This window comes from Microcella sp. (genome assembly GCF_046296455.1).
GTDB lineage: Bacteria > Actinomycetota > Actinomycetes > Actinomycetales > Microbacteriaceae > Microcella.
In genome coordinates this window covers 66,133-86,678 of record NZ_JBKBLF010000009.1, presented here as the reverse complement: position 1 = coordinate 86,678, position 20,546 = coordinate 66,133, and the positions used below count along the sequence as shown (strand labels likewise).

General features: G+C 70.5%; 21 protein-coding genes. 13 read left to right on the top strand and 8 right to left on the bottom strand.

Annotated features, from left to right (window positions below; all coding sequences use genetic code 11):
- Positions 1-2: 2 nt before the first annotated feature.
- From ACK4HH_RS06675 to ACK4HH_RS06660, 4 genes are read left to right on the top strand one after another with little or no spacing between them, the layout of a single operon-like run.
- Positions 3-1,004: a mechanosensitive ion channel family protein gene (locus ACK4HH_RS06675; protein ID WP_409649836.1), complete on the top strand. Its 1,002-nt coding sequence runs from the start codon at positions 3-5 to the stop codon at positions 1,002-1,004.
- The gene (locus ACK4HH_RS06670) at positions 1,001-1,393 is read left to right on the top strand and encodes a globin (protein ID WP_409649833.1); all 393 of its coding nucleotides are present in this window, start codon (positions 1,001-1,003) and stop codon (positions 1,391-1,393) included. Before ACK4HH_RS06675 ends, ACK4HH_RS06670 begins: the two co-directional genes overlap by 4 nt.
- Positions 1,390-1,935: a hypothetical protein gene (locus ACK4HH_RS06665; protein WP_409649830.1), complete on the top strand. Its 546-nt coding sequence runs from the start codon at positions 1,390-1,392 to the stop codon at positions 1,933-1,935. The genes ACK4HH_RS06670 and ACK4HH_RS06665 overlap by 4 nt, the downstream gene beginning before the upstream one ends.
- A gap of 11 nt (positions 1,936-1,946) precedes the next feature.
- Complete coding sequence (locus tag ACK4HH_RS06660) at positions 1,947-3,602, top strand: FAD-binding dehydrogenase (RefSeq protein WP_409649827.1); 1,656 nt, start codon at positions 1,947-1,949, stop codon at positions 3,600-3,602.
- On the opposite strand, the gene ACK4HH_RS06655 is transcribed toward ACK4HH_RS06660, so the two are convergent.
- A complete protein-coding gene (locus ACK4HH_RS06655) occupies positions 3,599-4,282 on the bottom strand; it encodes a hypothetical protein (RefSeq protein ID WP_409649825.1) in 684 nt (227 codons plus the stop codon). The genes ACK4HH_RS06660 and ACK4HH_RS06655 overlap by 4 nt on opposite strands.
- 58 nt (positions 4,283-4,340) lie before the next feature.
- Between ACK4HH_RS06655 and ACK4HH_RS06650 the strand changes: the two genes are divergently transcribed.
- On the top strand, positions 4,341-5,213 hold the full coding sequence (locus ACK4HH_RS06650) for an acyl-CoA thioesterase (RefSeq protein ID WP_409649871.1): 873 nt from the start codon (positions 4,341-4,343) through the stop codon (positions 5,211-5,213).
- 9 nt (positions 5,214-5,222) lie between these two features.
- Here the strand turns inward: ACK4HH_RS06650 and ACK4HH_RS06645 are convergent, their stop codons facing one another.
- The 3 genes from ACK4HH_RS06645 to ACK4HH_RS06635 are packed head-to-tail and all read right to left on the bottom strand — an operon-like array spanning position 5,223 to position 7,881.
- The gene (locus ACK4HH_RS06645; protein ID WP_409649822.1) at positions 5,223-5,687 is read right to left on the bottom strand and encodes an acyl-CoA thioesterase; all 465 of its coding nucleotides are present in this window, start codon (positions 5,685-5,687) and stop codon (positions 5,223-5,225) included.
- A 20-nt stretch (positions 5,688-5,707) separates the two neighbouring features.
- On the bottom strand, positions 5,708-7,390 hold the full coding sequence (gene ettA / locus ACK4HH_RS06640) for an energy-dependent translational throttle protein EttA (RefSeq protein ID WP_409649819.1): 1,683 nt from the start codon (positions 7,388-7,390) through the stop codon (positions 5,708-5,710).
- 5 nt (positions 7,391-7,395) lie between these two features.
- Positions 7,396-7,881 carry a DUF6993 domain-containing protein gene (locus ACK4HH_RS06635; RefSeq protein WP_409649816.1) on the bottom strand — a complete coding sequence of 162 codons (486 nt, stop codon included), beginning with the start codon at positions 7,879-7,881 and terminating at the stop codon, positions 7,396-7,398.
- Between the two features lie 367 nt (positions 7,882-8,248).
- Here ACK4HH_RS06635 and ACK4HH_RS06630 point away from each other — a divergent pair, with 367 nt between their 5' ends.
- The 4 genes from ACK4HH_RS06630 to ACK4HH_RS06615 all read left to right on the top strand — a co-directional run bounded on the left by ACK4HH_RS06630 (position 8,249) and on the right by ACK4HH_RS06615 (position 13,412).
- Positions 8,249-9,628 (top strand): hypothetical protein, encoded by a 1,380-nt coding sequence (locus tag ACK4HH_RS06630; RefSeq protein WP_409649814.1) that lies wholly within the window; start codon positions 8,249-8,251, stop codon positions 9,626-9,628.
- Positions 9,629-9,691: 63 nt separating this feature from the next.
- Positions 9,692-10,078: a response regulator transcription factor gene (locus ACK4HH_RS06625; RefSeq protein ID WP_409649811.1), complete on the top strand. Its 387-nt coding sequence runs from the start codon at positions 9,692-9,694 to the stop codon at positions 10,076-10,078.
- The gene (locus ACK4HH_RS06620) at positions 10,075-12,756 is read left to right on the top strand and encodes a PAS domain S-box protein (RefSeq protein ID WP_409649809.1); all 2,682 of its coding nucleotides are present in this window, start codon (positions 10,075-10,077) and stop codon (positions 12,754-12,756) included. Before ACK4HH_RS06625 ends, ACK4HH_RS06620 begins: the two co-directional genes overlap by 4 nt.
- A complete protein-coding gene (locus ACK4HH_RS06615; protein ID WP_409649807.1) occupies positions 12,753-13,412 on the top strand; it encodes a response regulator in 660 nt (219 codons plus the stop codon). Before ACK4HH_RS06620 ends, ACK4HH_RS06615 begins: the two co-directional genes overlap by 4 nt.
- Positions 13,413-13,440: 28 nt before the next feature.
- Here ACK4HH_RS06615 and ACK4HH_RS06610 read toward each other — a convergent pair whose 3' ends face one another.
- Both ACK4HH_RS06610 and ACK4HH_RS06605 read right to left on the bottom strand, forming a co-directional pair.
- A complete protein-coding gene (locus ACK4HH_RS06610; RefSeq protein WP_409649804.1) occupies positions 13,441-13,950 on the bottom strand; it encodes a single-stranded DNA-binding protein in 510 nt (169 codons plus the stop codon).
- 186 nt (positions 13,951-14,136) lie between these two features.
- The gene (locus ACK4HH_RS06605) at positions 14,137-14,886 is read right to left on the bottom strand and encodes a TetR/AcrR family transcriptional regulator (protein WP_409649801.1); all 750 of its coding nucleotides are present in this window, start codon (positions 14,884-14,886) and stop codon (positions 14,137-14,139) included.
- An 82-nt stretch (positions 14,887-14,968) separates the two neighbouring features.
- Between ACK4HH_RS06605 and ACK4HH_RS06600 the strand changes: the two genes are divergently transcribed.
- The 4 genes from ACK4HH_RS06600 to ACK4HH_RS06585 all read left to right on the top strand — a co-directional run bounded on the left by ACK4HH_RS06600 (position 14,969) and on the right by ACK4HH_RS06585 (position 18,480).
- Entirely contained in the window at positions 14,969-15,631 is a 663-nt protein-coding gene (locus ACK4HH_RS06600; RefSeq protein WP_409649799.1) for a DUF4386 domain-containing protein, read from the top strand.
- 102 nt (positions 15,632-15,733) lie between these two features.
- Entirely contained in the window at positions 15,734-16,756 is a 1,023-nt protein-coding gene (locus ACK4HH_RS06595; protein ID WP_409649797.1) for an aldo/keto reductase, read from the top strand.
- Between the two features lie 8 nt (positions 16,757-16,764).
- Positions 16,765-17,739, top strand: a complete 975-nt coding sequence (locus ACK4HH_RS06590; RefSeq protein WP_409649794.1) for an EamA family transporter — start codon at positions 16,765-16,767, stop codon at positions 17,737-17,739.
- A gap of 33 nt (positions 17,740-17,772) precedes the next feature.
- Positions 17,773-18,480, top strand: coding sequence for a hypothetical protein (locus tag ACK4HH_RS06585; RefSeq protein WP_409649791.1), 708 nt, complete (start codon positions 17,773-17,775; stop codon positions 18,478-18,480).
- A gap of 7 nt (positions 18,481-18,487) precedes the next feature.
- Here the strand turns inward: ACK4HH_RS06585 and ACK4HH_RS06580 are convergent, their stop codons facing one another.
- Complete coding sequence (locus tag ACK4HH_RS06580) at positions 18,488-19,882, bottom strand: pyridoxal phosphate-dependent decarboxylase family protein (protein WP_409649789.1); 1,395 nt, start codon at positions 19,880-19,882, stop codon at positions 18,488-18,490.
- A gap of 35 nt (positions 19,883-19,917) precedes the next feature.
- Positions 19,918-20,415 (bottom strand): YqhA family protein, encoded by a 498-nt coding sequence (locus ACK4HH_RS06575; protein WP_409649787.1) that lies wholly within the window; start codon positions 20,413-20,415, stop codon positions 19,918-19,920.
- Between the last annotated feature and the right edge of the window lie 131 nt (positions 20,416-20,546).

Here is a 20,546-nt window from a genome sequence, read left to right as displayed (position 1 = left end):
CGATGACGGCGAGCACGGGCGAAGGCACGGGCGTGGACTGGGAGGCCGCGTGGCGCGGCATCACCGACTTCTTGACCACCTACGAGGCGCCGTTCCGCATCGTCGGCGTCATCGTCGGCGCGGTCGTGCTGCGGTGGGTGCTGGTCGTCATCATCCGCCGGGTCGTCGACCGAGTCGTGTCGGGAGTGAAGAAGGCGCAGAACGTCGACGACACGGTCGAGCTGAGCGCCTCGCCGCTGCACGCCGTGCGCGTCGTGCAGCGAACGCGCACGATGGGCACGGTGCTCAACAACCTCGTCACGTGGTCGATCGTGGCCGTGGCGTTCGTGCTCGTGCTCGGTGAGCTGAACTTCTCGGTCACGGCGCTCATCGCCTCGGCGGGCATCCTGGGTGCCGCACTCGGCTTCGGTGCCCAGAACGTCGTCAAAGACATGCTCAACGGCCTCTTCATGGTCTTCGAAGACCAGCTCGGGGTTGGCGACATCGTCGAGCTGCAGTCGACGCAGGGGCCGGTGGGGGGCGTGGTCGAGATCGTCGGGGTGCGCGTCACGCAGGTGCGCGACGTGGGCGGGGTGCTCTGGTACGTGCGCAACGGCGAGATCATCAACGTCGGCAACAAGTCGCAGGGCTGGGCTCGCGTCATCATCGATCTGCCGGCGCCCTACACCTCGAACGTCGACGAGGTGCAAGAGGTCATGCTCGCCACGGCGAACGCCATGGCCGCCGAACCCGAGTACAAGCGCAAGGTGCTCGAACCGCCCGAGATCTGGGGCATCGAGTCGATCTCGGCCGAGGCCCTGGTCATCCGCCTCGTCATGAAGGTGCGCACCGCCGACCAGTTCGACATCGCACGCGCCCTGCGGCTTCGGCTCAAGCTTGCGCTCGACGGGCTCGGCGTCGCCGTGCCCTCGCTCAACCGCATCGTCATGGACGGCATCGACGCCCGCGAGGCCACGCGCGGCAGCCGCCGACCCGTCACGCCGCCGGAAGACAGCGACCTGTGACCGAGGCGCCGACGTTCTACGAGCAGGTAGGCGGGCACGAGACCTTCGAGCGACTCGTGCGCCGGTTCTACGAGGGCGTCGCGGCCGACCCGGTGCTCAAGCCCATGTACCCGGAGGAGGACATGGAGGGCGCCATCTGGCGCCTCACGGCCTTCCTCGAGCAGTACTGGGGCGGCCCCGGCACGTACAGCGAGCAGCGCGGGCACCCCCGACTGCGCATGCGCCACAACCCCTTCCACGTGAATCCGGATGCCCGCGACCGCTGGCTGGGCCATATGCGCGCCGCCGTGCTCAGCCTCGCGCTCCCTCCGCTGCTCGAGGCCACGCTGTGGGATTATCTGGAGCGCGCCGCCTTCGCCATGGTCAACACGTTCGAGGAGACCCCATGACCGACCCCGCAGCCCAGCCCGACCCGTACTCGCGCGCCACCCCGGCCGCCGAGCTGAAGGCCCCGCCGGGCACCGACCCCAGCACGCCGTGGATCTGGGCGATCCTGGTCATCCCGATCGTGCAGACCCTGCCGATCTTCTTCATCGACTGGACGTCGTACATCGAGGCGAGCATCGCTGACCCGACCGGCCTCAGCGCCAGCGCTCTGCTGTTCTCGCCCGCCTACATCGCGCTCTTCGTGCTCGGCTGGGCGGGGGTGGGCCTGATGATCTGGTTCGCCTACCTCGACTGGCGCGAGCTGCAGCGCCGCGGCGTGCCGCAGCCCTTCCACTGGGCCTGGATCTTTTTGACCTTCGCCGTCAGTTTCGCCGTCTACACGATCGGCCGTGCCGTCGTCGCGCACCGGCGCACCGGCACCGGGCTCTCGGTGATGTGGGCCACGATCGGCATCATCGTCGGGGGCTTCGTCGTCGGCATCGCGGTGGCGGTATCGATCGTGCAGCAGGCAGTCTCGGTCATCTCGACCATCCCCCTTAGCTAGGCGGTGCACCGGTGAGCACAACGGAGTGCGACGCCATCATCGTCGGGGCGGGCCTTGCCGGGCTCGTCGCCGCCGCCGAACTGGTCGACGCGGGCAAGCGCATCACGATCGTCGACCAAGAGCCCGAGGCCACGTTCGGCGGTCAGGCGTGGTGGTCGTTCGGCGGGCTGTTCCTCGTCGACAGCCCCGAGCAGCGGCGGATGGGCATCCACGATTCGATCGATCTTGCTCGGCAGGACTGGGCGGGCACCGCCGGGTTCGACCGGCCCGAAGACGATCAGGCGCGGGTCTGGGCGGATGCGTACCTCGAGTGGGCCGCGGGTGAGAAGCGCGCGTGGCTGAAGCAGAAGGGCATCGGGCTGTTCCCGGTCGTCGGCTGGGCCGAGCGCGGCGGCGACACAGCGACGCGGCACGGCAACTCGGTGCCGCGCTTCCACATCGTGTGGGGCACGGGCCCGGCGATTCTCGAGCCCTTCATCGCCACGGTGCGCCGCGGGGTGGATGCCGGCCTCGTCACCCTGCTCTTCCGTCACCGGGTCGACGCCCTGACCGTCACCGACGGGCGGGTGGTCGGCGTCAGTGGCAGCATCCTCGCCCCCGACGACGCGCAGCGGGGCGCGCCGTCGACCCGCGACGAGGTCGGCGAGTTCGCCCTCGAGGCGAGCGCGGTCGTCATGGCCACGGGCGGCATCGGCGGCAACCACGACCTCGTGCGGGCCGCCTGGCCCGAGCGGCTCGGCACTCCCCCGCAGCACATGGTGAGCGGCGTGCCCGCGCACGTCGACGGCCGCGGGCTCGGCATCGCCGAGGCTGCGAACGCGCGCCTGATCAACGGCGACCGCATGTGGCACTACGTCGAGGGCATCCAGAACCACTCGCCGGTGTGGGCGAAGCACGGCATCCGCATCCTGCCCGGCCCCTCGAGCCTGTGGCTCGACGCGACCGGCCGCCGCCTGCCCACGCCGCTCTTCCCCGGCTTCGACACGCTCGGCACGCTCGCCCACCTGCGCACGACGGGCCACGACCACAGCTGGTTCGTGACGACGCAGTCGATCATCGAGAAGGAGTTCGCGCTCAGCGGCAGCGAGCAGAACCCCGACATCACGGGCCGCAGCGTGCGCGAGCTGCTGCGCCAGCGGCTCGGCAAGGGGGCGACCGAACCCGTCGAGCGCTTCAAGCGCGACGGTGCCGACTTCATCGTCGCCAACTCGGTTGACGAACTCGTCGCGCGAATGGCGGCGCTCGAACCGGATGCCCCGCTCGACGTCGCCCGCGTGCGCGACGAGATCGCCGCGCGCGACCGCATGCTCGACAACGAGTTCGGCAAAGACGCCCAACTCACCGCCATCCGCGGCGCACGGAAGTACCGGGGCGACAAACTCATCCGCGTCGCGCCGCCGCACCGGTTGACCGACCCGAAGCACGGCCCGCTCATCGCCGTGCGGCTGCACGTGCTGACCCGCAAGAGCCTCGGCGGCATCCAGACCGACCTCGACAGCCGCGCGCTCGATGCGTCGGGCTCGCCGATCGAGGGGCTGTACGCCATCGGCGAGGCCGCCGGCTTCGGCGGTGGGGGCGTGCACGGCTACCGCTCGCTTGAGGGCACCTTTCTCGGCGGGTGCCTGCACACGGGCCTGCGCGCGGGCCGCGCGATCGCGCGCGGCTAACCGCCCAGCGACCAAGCGCTCTGCTTGACGAGCACGTGCCCGCGCGCGGTGCTCAGGCGAATCCACGGGCCGGTCGCGAACTGCTGCACGAGGTCGTCACCGAGAAACCCGAGGCTCTCGAGCGCGAAGGCCGTGCCGGCCGGCAGGTGCTCCGCCTCGGGCAGCGGGCGGCCCCACACCTCGCTGCGCACGCGGTGCACGATCTGCTCGCCCGTGCCCGCCGGAATCGCCGTGGCGACCTCGTCGATGCCCGCGCGGGCCGCGGCCGCGAAACCGGTCGGCACAAGCGGCGACATGCGCTGCCAGCCTCCGCGCGGGGGCGAGATGCCCGCCCACACGATGGTGCTCACGGCGGTCGGCAGTCCGATCGCGACCGGGGTCGCCGGCTCGGCGCCCGGCGCGACGGCCGCGAGCGCGGCATCCACCCTCGCCTGCAGCGACCGGATGGGCACCACGGCGTCGAACGAACCCTCGGCCAGTGCGAGCGTGCGCAACCCGAGCACGGTGGGCCCCCGGTCGAGCAGGCCCTTCGGCGTGATGACGGCGACATACACGGCGAGCACGCCGCTGTCGGCAATCAGCCGCACGGCCCCGGCCTCGTCGAGGCGCAGGGCGCGCCCGAGCAGCACCGAGAGGTCGTGCGCGGCGGGGAGGGAGGAGAGGGTGAACGACGCGTTCATCGCTCTCTAGACTACGCGGGTGACCGATACGCCTCGTGACCCCGTTGCCACTGAGCCCATGGTCGGCAACCCTGTTGCCGACATGCTGGCCGCCTTGACGCTCACCGACACCGAGGCCCGCACGCGCGAAGACATCTTCACGGCGCCGAGCCTCTGGACCCCGCAGCGGCGCGTCTTTGGCGGCCAGGTCGCCGCGCAGGCGGTGCTCGCGGCGATGCGGACGGTCGAGGCCGACCGGTTCATCCACTCGATGCACGGGTACTTCTTGCGGCCCGGCGACGACGAGCAGGCGATCACCTTCTCGGTCGACCGCATCCACGACGGCCGCTCGTTCTCGACGCGGCGCACGCAGGCCTACCAGAACGGCGAGCCGATCCTCTCGATGATCGCGAGCTTTCAAGACGTCGACCCCGGCCTCGAGCACCAGGCGACGATGCCGTCCGGAATCCCCGACCCCGACGAGCTGCCGAGCGCCCGCGAGATCCTCGGCCCGATCGACCACCCCGTGGCGCAGTACTGGGCGCACAGCCGGCCCTTCGACCTGCGGCACGTCGACGACCCCATCTACTTCGCGCCCGGGCCCGAGGCAGTGGCGCACCAGGCGGTCTGGTTCCGCACGACGTCGCCGCTGCCCGACGACGAGAACCTGCACCGCGCGGCGCTCGCCTACGCGAGCGACTACACCATTCTCGAGCCTATCCTGCGCCGCCACGGGGCGACGTGGGCGACGCCGGGGCTCAAGATGGCGAGCCTCGACCACGCGATGTGGTGGCACCGCTTCGCGCGCGTCGACGACTGGCTGCTGTACGTGCAGGAATCCTCCACCGCGCAAGGCGGCCGGGGGCTCTCGCAGGGGCGCATCTTCACGCGCGACGGCATGCTCGTCGCGAGCGTCGCGCAAGAAGGAATGGTGCGCATCCCCGAGGCGTGACGGCCGCTGCTACTGCTGCCGAAAGACCAGCGGGTCCTCGATGAACGGCAGCCACGCCGCGCGCTCGTCGTCGTCGATGCGACGGGGCGCCCCTGACGCGCGGTCGGCGAGCACGATCGTCGTGGCGGCGCGCACGTAGAGCGTGCGCGGCTCATGCCCGGCAGGGCTGTAGACCTCGTAGCAGACCTGCAGGCTCGCGCCCCCGAGCTTGCCGATCCACAGCTCGACATCGAGCGGTTCGCGATGGAAGGGGATCTGCGCGCGGTACTCGATCTGCTGCCCGGCGATGAGCGTGATCGAGTCGGCGCCCGGCCCCGTCGACAGCACCGCGGTCGGCACCCCGTTCGCACCGCCGCCCCAGAACGCCGCGATGCGCGCCTCTTCGAGCAGCGTGAACATGCGCGCGTTGTTGACGTGCGCGTAGGCATCGAGGTCGCTCCACCGCAGGGGTATCGCGACGTGCAACCGGGTCATCAGGCGCTCGCCACCGCGGCTCAGTCGCGCGTGAGCTTGCGGTACGCCGAGCGGTGCGGCTTGGCCGCCTCCGGGCCGAGGCGCTCGATCTTGTTCGCCTCGTAGGCCTCGAAGTTGCCCTCGAACCAGTGCCAGTAGGAGGGGTTCGCCTCGGTGCCCTCGTAGGCGAGAATATGCGTGGCGATGCGGTCGAGGAACCACCGGTCGTGCGTGATGACCACGGCACAGCCGGGGTACTCGAGCAGCGCGTTCTCGAGGCTGCCGAGCGTCTCGACGTCGAGGTCGTTGGTGGGCTCGTCGAGCAGCAGCAGGTTGCCGCCCTGCTTGAGGGTGAGCGCGAGGTTGAGGCGGTTGCGCTCACCACCCGAGAGCACGCCGGCCTTCTTCTGCTGATCGGGGCCCTTGAAGCCGAACTGCGAGACGTAGGCCCGCGAGGGGATCTCGGTCTTGCCGACCTGGATGTAGTCGAGGCCGTCGCTCACGACCTCCCACAGCGTCTTGTTGGGGTCGATGCCGCCGCGGCTCTGGTCGACGTACGAGATGTCGACCGTCTCGCCGATCTTGAGCGTGCCGGCGTCGAGCTCTTCGAGCCCCACGATGGTCTTGAAGAGGGTCGTCTTGCCGACGCCGTTGGGGCCGATGATGCCGACGATGCCGTTGCGCGGCAGCGTGAACGACAGGCCGTCGATGAGCACGCGATCGCCGAAGCCCTTCTTGAGCTTCGTCGCCTCGATCACCTGCGAGCCCAGGCGCGGGCCGACGGGAATGACGATCTCTTCGAAGTCGAGCTTGCGCGTCTTCTCGGCCTCTGACGCCATCTCTTCGTAGCGCGCGAGACGGGCCTTCGACTTGGCCTGACGGCCCTTCGCGTTCGAGCGCACCCACTCGAGCTCGCTCTCGAGGCGCTTGGCGAGCTTCGCGTCTTTCTTGCCCTGCACCTCGAGCCGGGCGGCCTTCTTCTCGAGGTAGGTCGAGTAGTTGCCCTCGTAGGGGTAGAGGCGACCGCGGTCGACCTCGGCGATCCACTCGGCGACGTGGTCGAGAAAATACCGGTCGTGCGTGATGGCGATGACGGCGCCGGGGTACTTCTGCAGGTGCTGCTCGAGCCACAGCACGCTCTCGGCGTCGAGGTGGTTGGTGGGCTCGTCGAGCAGCAGCAGGTCGGGCTTCTCGAGCAGCAGCTTGCACAGCGCCACGCGGCGCTTCTCACCGCCTGAGAGGTGGGTCACCATCTCGTCTCCGGGCGGGCACCGCAGGGCATCCATCGCCTGCTCCAGCTGCGAGTCGAGGTCCCAGCCGTTCTGCGCGTCGAGCTCTTCCTGCAGCCTGCCCATCTCGGCCAGCAGGGCGTCGAAGTCGGCGTCGGGGTCGGCCATCGCGAGCGAGATCTCGTTAAAGCGGTGCAGCTTGTCGGCGAGCTCGCGCACGCCATCTTGCACGTTCTCGAGCACCGTCTTCGTCTCGTCGAGCTCGGGCTCCTGCATGAGGATGCCGACGGTGTAGCCGGGGCTCAGCCGCGCCTCGCCGTTCGAGGGCGTGTCGAGGCCCGCCATGATCTTGATGATCGTCGACTTGCCGGCGCCGTTCGGGCCGACCATACCGATCTTCGCGCCGGGGAAGAACGACATCGTGACGTCATCGAGGATGAGCTTGTCGCCGACCGCCTTGCGGGCGCGGACCATGGTGTAGATGAACTCTGCCATGCCCCTCAGTCTAGAGAGGCGGTGCGGCCCACGAGGCACGCCCCCGAGCCGAGCACATCGGTCAGCTCGGTGGCCAGACCGCCGTTCGCCGCCTGCCCGATGAGGCACTGATCGCCGATGCGCACCGACACCAGGATCGAGTCGGCACGCGCGCCCGTGGGGGTCGTCGTGACCGTCGCCTGCATGGCGGACTTGTCGAAACCGGCGTCGACGAGCGCGCCCACGAGGGCCGAGGTCGGCGCCTGCGGCGACTCGTCGAGCAGGGCGCGCAGCACGAACTCGAAGTAGGGGCGGTTCTGCCCGGCCGTACCCCCCTCGACCAGCTGGGGGTCGGGGGTCGGGGTGGGGCTCGGCTGAGCGGTCTCGACGGGGCCCGCGGTGGGCACCGGTAGCGGCGCCGTCGGCGCGCATCCGGTCAGCACCGCGATCGCGATGAGGGGCGCGACGACGACGAGCGCTCGTCGTCGGGGGGCGACGGATGCTCTGCTCACCATCCGCACGTCGACCGCCCTCTCTCGGCCGCCGTTCGCGACCCCGCGTCGATTCTAGGTGCGCCGCACCCCGCCCCGGGCCCGTTCGCTATGCGAACATGCGGCCGGGCGGGCGGTTGCACGCCGCATGAGGCCGGAGCATGATTCAGACACGGAACACGGCGAGTGGTGATCGGGGGATCACCGGGGGCTCGCGACAGATCCGGGAGTTCAGAATCGTTCGGGTCGATTCTGAGCGACTGAGATGAACGGTCGTTCCAGGTCTCTTCGGGTGGGACCAGGAACGACCGTCGTCGGTTAAGCGACAATGAAGACCGTTCCCGGGCTGCAGCGCCCGCTCGGCAGAGGCAGAGGCGGCGACCCGGCGATGACAGTTCGTGAGGCCCTCGGCGGCCCCTGGGCAGCGCATTGGATGCTGCTCGTCGCCTTTCTGCCTCCGAGCACGCTGATCGTGCTGCTGCGCGAGACCGTCACACCGTTTCCCGAGTGGTGGTGGCCGCTCGTCTCGGCGCTCGCCCAGCACATCGTGACGGGTCTCGTCATCATGGTCGGCGGCGCCATCGCGCGACGCGTGCACACGATCGTCCCCGTACCGACCATCCTCGCGATCTGGGCGCTCGGCGCGGGGCTGCGCGGCATCGTCGCCGGCGCGATCGCCGAGCAGGTGGCGGGGGTCGACCCCGAGTTCGTGACGCGCACGCTCGTCTGGAGCGTCGTGAGCATCGTGTGGGTGCCGCCGCTCGTCTACGCGATCGCCCAGTTCGAGCGCCGACGGCTGCTGCTCGGGGCGCTCGACGTCGCCGAGTTCGAGCTCGATCGCGAGCGGCCGCACCCCGGCTCGAGCGCCGCCGAGGTGCAGCAGCAGCTGCGGCACGCGATCGCCGAGTCGATCCTGCCCGCACTCGACGACCTGGAGGACAGCCTCGAGGCCAATCGGGCGGCACTCGATCGCGCATCGGTCGCCGAGCTCAGCATGCGGCTCTCGCAACTGCACGACGATGCGAGCGACCTGCTCGACTCGGCGCACTCCTCGGCGACGCCGGTGCCGCCCCCGCGGGCGACCCTGCGCCGCGCCCTCGAGGTACCCCCGCGTCGCCCCTGGCAGACCGCCGCCCTGGTGGGCCTCGCCACGATCGTGCTCGTCGTCTTCGACGCGTGGCGGCTCTTCGGCCCGCTCGCCGCGATCGAGGTGGTGGTCTCGACGACCGCCGCCGCTGTGGTCATGGGCGTCGTGCCCGCGACGGTCGCTGCCGTGCGGCCCGAGGCACTCGAGGCGAACGGCCAGCGCACGACGGCGATCGCCGCGCTGCTCGGAATCTTCGTCGCGACCTACCTTATGCTCAACAGCGGCATCGACCCCATCACCTGGCACGGCCTGCTGCTCGTTCCGCTGCTCGCAATCGGGCTGACGATCGCGAGTGCGACGTACCTCTCGACGCTCGTGCTCGCCGACGCCAACGTCGAGGCCGACGAGCGCCTCGCCGCCCGGCTCGACGAGCTCGAGCGGCTGCGGCAGCACAATGCCCACGTGATCGAGGGCGAGCGGCACCGCTTGTCTGAGCTCATGCACGGGCCCGTGCAAGGGCGCATCGCCGCGTGCATCATGGCGCTCAACTTTCACGCATCGGGCGACACCGACGCGCAGCAGTCGCAGTTTCTCGCCGACTCGGTGCTCGACCACTTGCGCGCCGTCTCGCGCGATCTCAGCCAGATCGCCGCCGGCGTCGGTCAGCCGGCGTCCCCCTAAAGGGGGACCATTCGGGGGCTCCCGGCCCTGTGCCGGGCGAACCGGCAGGCCTACACTTCTGGCATGACCACGCCCGAAGGGTCGACGGCATCAGTGCTGATCGCCGATGACGACGCGCTCGTGCGCGGGGTCTTGCGGCTGGCGCTCACCCGTGCCGGGTACGCGGTCGTCGAAGCGCGTGACGCCGTCGAGGTGCTCGATGCCGCAGCGACGCACACCCCCGATCTGGTCGTGCTCGACATCAATATGCCGGGCGGCACCGTGCACGAGACCCTCGGGTCGTTGCGCGACCGCCTGCCCGACTTGCCCGTGCTCGTGCTGAGCGGCGAGGCGGCCCCTCCCGACGACCTCACGGGGCCCGCGTGCGACTTCGCCCGCAAGCCCATCGACCTGGACGACCTGCTCGCGCGCGTGCAGCGCCTGCTCACCGGAGCGGCCGGCAGCCAATGAGCGAGTCGACGGCCGCGGTTCTGACGCTCGACGACGTCGTGCGCGTCCTGCGCATCACGGCCCACGACAGCCCCGACTCGATCTTCGTGCTCGACCGCGAGGGCGTGTTCCTCATGGCCAACGAGACGCTGTGCGCAGCACTGCGGGTCGACGAGTGCACGCTGATCGGGCACCGCTTCGAGCTCTCAGCGCGATCGACCGATCCGGAGCGCATCCTTGAGGCGTTCCGCAGCGCGCGGTCGGGCACGGCCGCGCGCTATCGGGGCTCCGGCACGCGCTCGGACGGCGAGCCTTTCGTCGCCGAGGTGACCCAGGTGCCGATCCGCCTTGACGGCGAGGTCGTCGCGGTGCTCGGAACGGCCGTCGACATCACCGCGTCCGACCGTGACGACGCCGAGGCCCGGCAGGGTGAAGACCTGCTGCGCCTCGCGGGGCGACTCGCGCGGTTCGGGGGCTGGTCGGTCGACGCGTCGACGCGGCAGGTCTCGCTCTCGAAGGATGCGCGCACGATGCTCGGCCTCCCCGACGACACTCCCGACCTCACGGCGGCGGCGTGGGCCCTGCACCCCGACGACGAGCGCGAGCGGGTCGCGGGCGAGCTCGAGCGGTGCCTCGCCACCGGCGACTCGTTCGACATCGAGAGCACGATGATCACGACGAGCGGCGAGCGCCTCACGATCCGCACGGTCGGCGAGGCGGTGGTCGACGCGCAGGGGGTTGTCATCGCGGCGCGCGGGGCGATCTGCGACATCTCTGACACCGTGTCGGCACGCGAGCGCGAGCGCGAGCTCGAAGCACGCCTCGCCGGAACGCTCAACGCGATCACCGACGGCATCTTCTTCCTCGACCACGAGTGGACCATCACCTACGTCAACGAGCGCGGGGCGGAGATGTCGCGATCGACGGTCGACGCGATGGTCGGAGCGGTCATCTGGCAGCTCTTCCCCGCCGCCGCAGACGCAGGATTCCGCTCCTCATTCGAGCAGGCGATCCAGAGCAGAGAGCGGGTCGTGCACCGCGCCCTGTTCGTTCCCTTCGGCCGCTGGTTCGAGAGCACGGCGTACCCCACCGAGCGGGGCGTCGCCGTGTACTTTCGCGATGTCACCGACGAAGAGGCGATTCGGGCCGAGGCCCTCGCATCGCAGCGCAAGATCGCGCAGCAGGCCGCCCTGCTCGACAGCGCGAGCGATGCGATGATCGTGCGCGACCTCGACAACCGGGTGCAGTACTGGAACGCCGCGGCGACGCGCCTGTACGGCTGGACAGCGGCCGAGGCGGAGGGCCAGTGGGTCGGCGACCTCATCTACGCCGACTTGGGTGTGCTCGAACACGCGACCGAGCAGGTGCTGCGTGACGGCTATTTCGCTGACGAGGTCGAGCAGCGTGACAAGAACGGGCGATCGGTGGTCGTCGACTGCCGGTGGCAGCTGCTCACCGACGACGATGGGGCCCCGCGCGCGATCTTCGCGATCAACACCGATATCACCGAGTACCGAGCCGAGCAGGAGGCCCGCCAGCGCGCGCAGCGCCTCGAGAGCCTCGGCACCCTCGCAGGCGGGATCGCGCACGACCTCAACAATGTGCTCACACCGATCCTCATGTCGGTGCAGCTGCTCGAAAGTGACGAGACCGACCCTGAGCGCGCCGAGATGCTCGCGTCGATGGAGACCGCCGTCAAGCGCGGCGCCGAGATGGTGCGGCAGGTGCTGTCGTTCGCGCGGGGGGTCGAGGGGCGTCGCATCGCGGTCGACGTCGACCGCCTGCTCGACGACCTGCTGGCCTTCGCGCGCGACGCGCTGCCGCGCGGCGTCACCCTCGACGTCGACCGAGTGGCGCCGTTGCCGGGCACGATCGGCGACCCGACCCAGCTGCTGCAGGTGCTCATCAACCTCGTGACGAACGCGAAGGATGCGATGGGCACGAGCGGACGGCTGCGCATCTCGGCCGAGGTGCTCGACATCGTCGACGAGTACACGTCGGTCAGCCACGCCGCGGCTGCCGGTTCGTACATCGCGATCGCCGTGGAGGACGACGGGCACGGCATGCCCGCAGAGGTCGCGGCGAAGATCTTCGAACCCTTCTTCACCACGAAGTCTCCGGGAAGGGGAACGGGTCTCGGCCTCGCGACCTCGCTCAGCATCATGCGCAGCCATGGCGGCTTCATGCAGGTCTACAGCGAGCCCGAGCACGGCACGCGGTTCATCATGGGGCTGCCGGTCGCCGCCGATGGCGCGGCGGGGCAACCCGCGGCCCCCGCGTCGCGCTCGGCCATGCCCCGCGGTGAGGGCGAGCTCGTGCTCGTCATCGACGACGAAGAGACCATCCGCACGGTCACGAGCCGCACGCTCGAGGTGCACGGGTACCGCACCCTCACCGCCGCGAACGGGCGCGAAGCGATCGACATCATCGAGCACGGCGGGGAGCGCGTCGACCTGGTGCTCACCGACATGATGATGCCTGTCATGGATGGCGCGGCGACGAGCGCCTACCTCGAAGAGCACCACCCGAGCATCCCGATCATCGCTGCGAGCGGGCTCAACTCGGGTGGCTCGGGCGAGCGGTCGGTGGGCATGGGCATCGCGCGCTTCATCGCCAAGCCCTACACAACGAGCCTGCTGCTGACGACCGTGAGAGATACCCTGCTCGAGCACCGTTCGACCGATCAGGAGGGCTCATGACCGACGCCGAGGCGCGCCAGTTGCGCGTGGTGATCGCCGACGACGACGCCTTCACCCTCTCTCTGGTGAGCGGTGGACTCGAGGCGAAGGGCTTCTCGGTGACGGCGGCCACATCGGTGTCGCAAGCGCTCGAGGCCGTGCGCGCCGTTGACCCGCACGCCGTCGTGAGCGACTTGAACTTCGGCACGGTCGAGACGGGGTCTGAGTTGCTGCAGCAGGTGGCCCAGGAGTTTCCGTGGGTGGGGCTCGTCGTTCTGACCTCGCATCGCTCGCCCGAGCTCGCCGTCGCGAACCCCGAGAAGATCCCGCCCGGGGCGGTGTACCTCGTCAAATCGCAGCTCGGCCGCATCGACGACCTCGCCGAGGCCGTGCACCGCGCGATTCGCGGACAGTCCGAGGAGATCGAGCTCGACGACGACGTGCGGGCCGACGACGGCGTACCGACCGTGACCGCGGCGCAGGCCGAGGTGCTGCGCATGCTCGCCGAGGGCGCGTCGACCCGAGCGCTCGCCGAGGCCCGAGGCACGACCGTGCGTGCGGTCGAGACCATGCTCAACCGGCTGTTCGTGGCCCTCGGCCTCGACACGGGTGAGAACGCGAACCCCCGCGTCGCTGCCGTCACGATGTGGCAGCGCGGGGGGATCCGCGTTCGATAGCGCACCGCGCCGCAGCGCGACGGCCGTCTCAGAACGGGGTGGATGCCCCGCTGCCGGCGAGCGCCGGTTCGCCCCGCTCGGCCCCGGCCGCGATCGGCTCGGGCTCGGCCTCGCTCGCGCCGCTCGGCTGCTCGAAGGCGTCGGGAGCAGCATCGGCCGCGACGGGCTCGCCCTTCGCCGCGATGACGCTGCGCGTGAAGGTGGCGCGACCCCAGCTGAGGTCGTGCCCGATGGCTTCGGCGTCGATCTCGATCGTCGTGCCCGACTTCTCGCCGCTCTCCCAGTCGCGAATGCGCACGCGCCCGGTGACGATGACGCGCTGACCCTTCTCGACCGAGGAGGCGACGTGCGTGCCGAGCTGGCGGAACGCCGTGATCGTGTACCAGTTGGTGTCGCCGTCGACCCACGCGTTCTGGGTGCGGTCGAAACGCCGCTGGTTCGACGCCAGCCGGAACGAGGTGATCGTGAGGCCTTCGCTCGTGACGATGTGCCGGGGCTGCGTGGCGACGAGGCCGGTGAGGGTGATGAGGTCGGTCATGGGGTGCTCCTGACGGGTCGGTGACGGCACCGGATCCGGTGCCGGGGTGGGCGCCGGCGGTTCGTGCCGGAGAACGCCGGCGCCCGACCCGAGGATGCGGGATGACGCACGCGCGGCGGCGGGCGAGCGCGCGATCGGTGCGCGTCGCGCAAAGCGACGTCGATGGGGAGGAGCGAGCGACCGCGGCTAGCGCGAGACCCACTGCGCGGCGTGCAAGCGCTGCACCGCCTCGAGCAGCAGGTCGAGGGTGAACTCGAACTCGCCCTGCTCATCGCACGCGCCCTGCGGATTGCGCGCGACCGTGTCGATGGCGATCGCGGCGATGTGCGGGTACTGCTGCGCGAGCGCCGCCATCACCGCCTGCTGCTCGGGCGACGACGCCGTCGGGGGCGTCGACGCGAGCGGCGGCGGCGTGGGGCCGGCGGGGCTCGAGAACGCCTCGGGGCTGAACCCCCAGATGCGGTGTCCGAGAGCGTGCATGGCGTAGTGCACGAGGTCGTACGAGAGTCCGCCCGCGGCGAGATCGCCGGCCACAGCATCCATGTGCGCGAGCACCGCCGGGGTGCGCTGCGTCGCGGCTTCGATCGCGGGTCGCAGCCAGGGATGCTCGAGCAGGGCATCCCGCGCCGACAGCACGCGCGCCCGCACGCGCTCGCGCCACTCGAGCGCCGGCGGGGGCACGGCGTAGCCCTCGACGACGAGGTCGATCATGCCGGCGACGAGATCGTGCTTGTCGGCGACGTGCTTGTAGAGGGCCATGGGCACGACTCCCAGCTGGGCCGAGAGGTGCCGCATGCTCACGGCGGCGAGCCCCTCGCGGTTGGCGAGCGCGACGCCCGCGGCGAGCACCTGGGCGCGGGTCAGGGGCGGGCCGGAGCGCTCGGCGCGGCGGCGCGCGCCGACCGGGGCAGCGGCAGGACGATCGGCGCTTGACATGGTGTACAGCGTACGCCTACAGTGACGATCGGCCAAGGTGTACGCCGTACACCAGTTGCGCCGAACATCCCGAAAGGACACCATGACCACCGACCGCCGCCTCGCCCTCTGGGCGGGCATCTTCTACCTCGGCACCTTCATCACCTCGTTCCCCGCGCTCGCGCTCAAGACCCCGCTGCTCGCGGGCGAGGCCGAGCCCGGGCTCGCCGCGTGGGGGCTCGTGCTCGAGATCACCCTCGCCTTCACGTGCGTCGGCACGGCCGTCGCGATCCTGCCCATCGCTCGCAGGGTGAGCGAGACGCTCGCCGTCGGCTTCGTCACCTCGCGCGTCATCGAGGCCGGCGTCATCCTCTCGGGCGTGCTCGCCGTGCTCGCCCTCATCGAGGTGGGCGGGGCCTCCCCCACCGCTCCCGCGCTCGTGGCGCTGCACGACGCCGCGTTCCTGCTCGGGCCGGCCTTCATGTCGTCGATCAACGCCTTCTTGCTCGGCACGATCATGCTGCGCGGCCGCCTCGTGCCCCGCGTCATCCCGATCATCGGGCTCATCGGCGCGCCGCTGCTGCTGCTCTCGTCGTACGGGGTCGTGCTCGGCGCCTGGGAGCAGACCGGCATCGTGGGCTCGATGGCCGCTGTGCCGATCGCGCTGTGGGAGCTCTCGCTCGGTCTGTGGCTCATCGTCAAGGGCGTGCGCGTGCCCGAGGCCGCGAGCACTGCGGCAGCTGAGGCGGTCGCCGCACGGCGCTGACATGTCGCCCCGCGGGGGCCTCGCGGGCACCGCCGAACGGCGCCCCGAGGCCCTCGCCCGACCGTGCACACCGGCCCCGTGCGGCGGTCGTACGCTTGACCTATGGCCGACACCAATGACGCGTACCTCGCCGCCTCGAATCGATACGACCTCATCGAGTACCCGCGGGTCGGGCGCAGCGGCCTTCGCCTCCCGCGCATCTCGCTCGGCCTCTGGAACAACTTCGGCGACGACCGCCCGATCGAGACCCAGCGCGCGATTCTGCGCCGCGCCTTCGACCGCGGAGTCACCCACTTCGACCTCGCGAACAACTACGGGCCGCCCGCGGGCAGCGCCGAGCAGAACTTCGGCACGATCCTGCACCAGGACTTCGCGCGCTACCGCGACGAGCTCATCATCTCGACGAAGGCGGGCTATTACATGTGGCCCGGGCCCTACGGCGAGTGGGGCTCGCGCAAGAACCTGCTGAGCTCGCTCGACGCGAGCCTGGGGCGCATGCGCCTCGACTACGTCGACATCTTCTACAGCCACCGGCCCGACCCCGAGACGCCGCTGGAGGAGACCATGGGCGCGCTCGCCACGGCCGTCACGAGCGGCAAGGCGCTCTACGCGGGCATCTCGAACTACGACGCGCAGCAGACGCGCGAGGCGCACCGCATCCTCGGCGAGATGGGCATCTCGCTGCTCATCCACCAGCCCCGCTACAACATGTTCGATCGGCGCATGGAGAACGGCCTGCTGGATGCCCTCGCCGAGCTCGAGCTGGGCAGCATCGTCTTCTCTCCCCTCGCGCAGGGCCTGCTCACGAACCGCTACCTCGACGGCGTGCCCGCGGGCTCGCGCGCCTCTGAGGGCCGCTGGATCAGCGAGGACAACATCGACGACGCCTACCTCGAGCGCGCGCGGGCGCTCAACGAGATCGCCGAGGGGCGCGGCCAGTCGCTCGCCCAGCTCGCGCTGCTGTGGGTGCTGCGGCACCCGCAGGTGACGAGCGCGCTCATCGGCGCGAGCAGCGTGCGCCAGCTCGACAACAGCCTCGACGCGCTCGACGCGCCCGCCCTCACGGCCGACGAGATCGCCGCGATCGAGCCCCACGCGGTGCACGGCACCGGCGCCAAGCAGTAGCGGCGCTCATGGGTTACCTGTACGCCCTGCTCGCCGCCGTGCTCTTCGGGGCCAACGGCAGCGTGACCAAGGTGACGATGGAGGCCGGGCTGACCCCCGCGCAGGTCACCGAGTTTCGCCTCGTCGGCACCGCGGTCATCGCCGGGCTCGTGCTGCTCGTCATCGACCGCCGCGCCTTCCACCTGCCACGCAGCCAGTGGCCGGTGATGATCGTGCTCGGCGTCGTCGGTGTGGCCCTGCTGCAGGCGACCTACGCGGCGGCCGTGCTCATCCTGCCCGTCGGTATCGCCCTGCTGCTCGAGTACACGGCCGTTCTCATGGTGGCGCTCGTAGCCTACTTCTGGCTCAAAGAGCCCGTGAAGGCTCGCCTGTGGGTGGCGATCGGCTTCGTGCTCGTCGGGCTCGCCGTAGTCGCGCAAGTGTGGGCGAGCACGCTCGACGTTCTCGGCGTCGTGCTGGCGCTCGCGGCCGCCGTCTGCCTCGCCGTCTACTTCCTCGTCGGCGAGCGCCAGGTGGCGCGCATCTCGCCGCTCGCCGTGTCGTTCTGGACGATGACGATCGCCGCGGTGTTCTGGAGCTTCGTGAGCGGGTGGTGGGAGCTCTCACCGAGCATCCTCAGCACCCCCGTCGACATCGGCGGCGCGGCGGGCGTCGTCGAGGTGCCCATGGCCCTGCCGCTCGCCTGGAACGTGCTGCTCGGCTCGTTCGCGCCGTTCCTGCTGAGCCTCGCGGCGCTGCGCCACCTGCCCGCGACCGCCGCGGGAATCGTGGCCTCGAGCGAGGTCATCTTCGCCTTCGCGGTTGCCTGGCTGTGGCTCGGCGAGACCCTCGACGCCGTGCAGATCATCGGCGCCGCGATCGTGCTCGCGGGCATCATCCTGGCCCAGACCGCGCGCGTCGGAAAGGTCGTCGACGCCGACCTCGCGCTCGCGACCGGACCCATCATCACGGTCGCCACGCCAGAGAAATCCTCGAAAGAGTAGCCCTACCCCCCGTTCGGGGGTAGTCTGCCCCGCATGGACTGGGGGAACAGTTTTCTGCAATGGCTGGCATCTGACGAGGGGTGGCGGGTGCTGTCGGGCGCCATCATCCCGGCCGTGGCGATCGTGGTCGCGGGGGCGATCGCGGGGCTCATCGGTCGCGCCTCGACACGACGGCTCATCGCGATGCATCACCGGGATGCTCTCGCAGCGGCGATCAGCGGCTTCTTGCTCGCCGGCCGCCGGGCGGCAGCCTGGAACGCGCTCGGCGACGTCGAGCGCGCGCAGCTCGATCACCTCATCGCCGAGAGTGAGACCCGCATCCGCCTGCTGCCGATCGCCGGCTCGGGCCTCGCGGCCACGTGGGCGGCGCACGAGCTCGCCGCGATGAAGCGCGACTCGGCCGGTTTTCAGTTTCAGGCTCAGCAGACCCTCGCCGACTACCGCGACCGCCTCGTGGCTTGGAGCGAGAAGCCGCGTTCAGCCAAGAAGCTCTTCGGCACCGACCTCGAACGCTGGCAGTTCGAGGGCGACCCCGCGGTCACGAGCACCGAGCCCGCGGCCGCGCCCGATGAGCCCGTGGCTTCGTGGGTCGCCACCAACGAGAGCCTCGAGCGCTCGCCGCTGACGCCCGACCCGCCGACCGCGGTCGCGACCGCCACCGGCAGCATGCCGCTCATCATCACGACGCCCATGCCCGCGAGCGCCGTGCGCGAGCGCGTGCTGCCCGCCTCGGCCGGCTAGCTCTGCACTAGTGCGTCGCGGCGTAGGCCCGGCGCGACCACATCGAGACGTGGTGGTGCATCTCGGGGATGAGCGGTTCGTGCTCGGGCTTCATGAGCACGCTGCGCATGATGCGCGCGCGCTCGGCATCCTGCTCGAGCTCGATGCCGCGCGCCTGCAGCTGAGCAGGGGTGACCACGTAGGTGGCCAAGTGGGTCTGCTGCGGGCGCGTCGTGTCGGCCGCCATCTCGAAGATCGCGTGGCTCACCCGGTCGAGCTCGGCCATCGTGCGCACGCGAGGCAGGTACGTGATGATGTCGAGCTCGGGGCGCTGGTACGGCTGCAGGATGTCGCTCTCGGCGATGAGCCCGTGCCAGCTCTGCGCGGCCCGGTAGCCGGGCAGCACGATCGCGCCGAGCCCCTGCATCGTGAGCGGGAACACCTTGAGCGTCGCCCACAGCGCCGCGGCGCTCGCCCCCGCCCGTGAGCACTCGAGCTGGATCTCGCCGAAGTGCCGCTCGGTGCTCGCGAAGTAGGTGTACGGCGACTCGTGGTGGTAGAACCGCAGGATCGACTGGTCGTTGAACAGCACCGCGCCGCAGCCGTAGGGCTGCAGCCCGTGCTTGTGCGGGTCGACGACGACCGAGTCGGCCTGGGCGATCGCCCGGAAGTGCCGGGCCGTCTCGGGCTCGAGCTCGTCGGCGATGATCGCGAAGAACCCGCCGTAGGCGGTGTCGACGTGCACGCGGGCGCCGTGCGCGCGCGCGAGCGGGATGATGTCGGCGAGCGGATCGACGGCTCCGAGTCCCGTCGTGCCGAGCGTCGCGACGACGACACCGATGCGCCCGGTGGCCAGCTCGCGCTCGAGCGCGTCGAGGCTCATGCGCCCGTCGGCCTCGGTCGGAATGCCCACGGTGTCGATGCCGAGCACCTCGCCCATGCGCGAGTGCGTGTAGTGCGCATCCGATGAATGGGCGATCGCCTTGCCGGGCGCGATCTCGCGGCTCACCCAGAGGGCCTCGAGGTTGGCGGTCGTGCCGCTCCACGTCAAGTGGCCCATGTAATCAGCGGGGTACCCGAACATGGCGGCGAGCTGGTCGAGCACCTCGTGCTCCATGGCCGTGGTGGCGCGGCTCGCGTCGATCGAGTGGTTGTTGGGGTTGAGCTGCATCGTCGCGAGGTACGCGGCGACGGCGACGGGGTGCGGCGGCTTGAGCATCTGCCCCGCGTACTGCGGGTGGAAGTACGGGAAGTTGTCATCGAGTCGCTCGACGAGCTCGCCGAGCACGGCCTGCACCTGGTCGGGGTCGACGTGTTGGCTCGGATGGACATCCCACTCGCCGTAGGTGTCTTTCAGGGTCTGGATGCCCTGGATCGGCTGCGGTAGCAGCTCGGCCAGGGTGACGGCACGCTTCTGGCTCACGCCGCACTCCTTCGTGTCGGGGATGTGCGGCGAGTCTATCCCTCGGTCGTTCGGGTGCGTACGACCTTGGCGTCCGTCTGGTCTTTGCGCGTCGCGTACGAGAACAGGGCGAGCCCGGCGACGATCGCGCCGGCGCCGATGCCGTACGACATGACGTCGGCGGCCCGGTTCGCGTCGACGAGCACCCCGACGAAGATGACCGCGATGATCGCGACGACGACGCCGACGAGCTTCGACTTCAGGTCGTCGAGGGTGGTGACGCGCAGCCAGGCGGGCACGGGCAGATCGGCGTCGACGAAGAGCTCGTAAAGGCCGTAGCCGATGACGAGCAGCACGGTGCCGAGCAGGATGGCGTCGATCGCGGTGAGCACGTCGACCGTCGTCGTCTTGAGGTCGGCCCCGAACCACACGGTGTCGATGATCACCATGACCGTGGCGACCGAGCCCTGCAGCATGAGCAGGATTCCGCCAAGGATGGCGGCCACGGCCGGAATCGCCACGACGAAGCGTGTGGCACCGAGAACACGTCGCATGCGCTGATGCTAACCCCGCGCCGCAGGAGAGGCCCGCGAGCAGCTCGAGCCGGGACCGCGCAGCGGCGCGACCGCGCTCGGCCCGCGAGCAGCTCGAGCCGGGACCGCGCAGCGGCGCGACCGCGCTCGTG